This is a genomic window from Algoriphagus sp. NF (assembly GCF_028823735.1).
GTDB lineage: Bacteria > Bacteroidota > Bacteroidia > Cytophagales > Cyclobacteriaceae > Algoriphagus > Algoriphagus marincola.
The window spans coordinates 1-1263 of sequence record NZ_JAPEIB010000102.1; the positions used below are offsets into that span (position 1 = coordinate 1).

A 1263-nucleotide genomic window follows, 5' to 3' on the forward strand; every position below is an offset into this window, starting at 1 on the left:
ATTAACCTAACCGACCTGAAGGTGTTCGGATATGATGGATGCAATCAATACTCAGGAGGGATAAAGAAAGTGACCGAAAACCAAATTGTTTTTGGAAATCTTGCCTCCACCAAGAAAATGTGCCATAAAATGGATACTGCTGAGGCTTTTATCAAAGCAATTAATCAAGTAGCGTTTTATAAATTAGAAGGACTGAATTTGATTTTGATGAATGAAGAAAATGAAGAAGTATTGGCTTTTCTAAAAGGAGATTAAAAAGAAGATAACTGATGCCAACAATGTGCAAAATGCCAACATCCTCCAAACGTCGGTTACTGCATTTGCACAAACCGTTATGGTCACAATCAGCTGAAGCTGACTTGCGTGGCTACGTGCTGCGCACTCCCGCCCCACAAGCAAGTGTGACCATAACGACCTGCTAAACCAAATTGCTAAAACCCTTTCTATTATCTACAGCTCCAGCTGACGCACTCAAGTGCTCAACGTGCCATAACACGGAGCTAAATGCAATTTGGATCAGGCACTCTAACTCCCAATTCAATAAAATGGCAATCCACGATAGCTGCGCCATCTAATTGACAAACAATGCCATGATGCCAACAGTCCAATATCATGGCATTTTTATCCATTTTATTGTATCTTCGTTATCATACCTGAACTGCGTTTAGCAGGTCGTTGTGGGCAATTTAAACCAACCGCCTGAAGCTAAATGGCTTAACCGAAATTAAGAATAAATCCTATCACCAAGATCAAATCTGGTATGGTTGTACAGTTCTTTTTGACCAAAAAGGTTATGATTAATTTAAATAAGTTGGATTGAAAACACTCAAAGAATTGAACCGCTGTTGTCGGTTAACAAAATTAAAATATCAATAAAATGAAAAAAAGTATTCTATTAGCTCTGGTATTGATTGTTGCGTTTGGGCTTCGTTCCTTCGCGCAGTCTGAAGAAAAGGGTTGGATAAAACTATCGGAAAAAACTGTGTCTTACATGGCTGAAACAGATAAAGTCAATATGCTTGGCAAAAAACAAAACATTTCTACAATAAAGTTAAAGTGTATTCGGGGAACCGTTAAGCTTAAAAAGCTACGCGTCAAAATGTCCGACGGCACAGAAAAAGAATTCTCTCCAAAAGGCACCGGTGTTTTTACCAATGGGATGTCATCTTTTGCGTTTAAGCTACCTGGAAATGATACTAAATTAAAAGAATTAGAAATTGATTATGACTCAGCTGGGAATATCATATTTACTAAAAGGGCAAA

2 protein-coding genes are annotated in these 1263 nt (G+C 37.9%); both read left to right on the forward strand.

The genetic code is table 11. The features are described from left to right. On the forward strand, nt 1-255 hold a 255-nt coding region (locus tag OU792_RS18540; protein ID WP_274671056.1), incomplete at its 5' end, for an META domain-containing protein. Nucleotides 256-877: 622 nt separating this feature from the next. Further along, the coding region (locus OU792_RS18545; RefSeq protein WP_274671057.1) for a DUF2541 domain-containing protein at nt 878-1263 on the forward strand (386 nt) is incomplete at its 3' end.